Here is a 595-nt window from a genome sequence, read left to right on the forward strand (position 1 = left end):
TCGGAAATAACGCGGGCGAGGCTTCGTTCACGATTATCGGAACACTTCCTTCAGGATTGACATTAAATTCAGATTATAGCATTAGCGTTGCGCCAAACACCCCAAAAGGAGATTATAATGTGGAATATAAAATCTGCGAAAACACGAATCCGACAAACTGCGATTCAGTGATTTCAGTGATAACGGTTACGGCAGGAAATCTTGTTGCAAACGAAGATGAGATTCCATCAGCATCAGCTTCAAATGCGTCTCAGACTTTAGGAAACATTTTTACAAATGATACTAAAAACGGAAATCCATTGGTGGCGTCAGATGTGAATATGAATGTGACTGTCGCAGATCCGAAAGGATATTTAACGGTAAGCCCAGACGGAAGCATTGTCCTAGCGCCAAATGCTCCTGCGGGAACTTACGGGCTTACATACACAATCTGCGAGAAGCTGAACCCAGCAAACTGCAGCTCAAATACTGTGAAAGTAACGGTTGGACTTCCAGCAATTGATGCGGTTGCAGATGCGCCGACAGCCATCAATGGAAATATTGGAGGAACAACGGTGTCATTAATTGCAAATGATAAATTAAACGGAAATCCGGT

1 pseudogene is annotated in these 595 nt (G+C 43.2%); it reads left to right on the plus strand.

What is annotated here, in order from left to right:
- Nucleotides 1–595: pseudogene (locus DM444_RS00170) on the plus strand (Ig-like domain-containing protein); the annotation flags it as partial.

The organism is Flavobacterium ginsenosidimutans, from assembly GCF_003254625.1.
GTDB classification, from domain to species: Bacteria; Bacteroidota; Bacteroidia; order Flavobacteriales; family Flavobacteriaceae; genus Flavobacterium; species Flavobacterium ginsenosidimutans.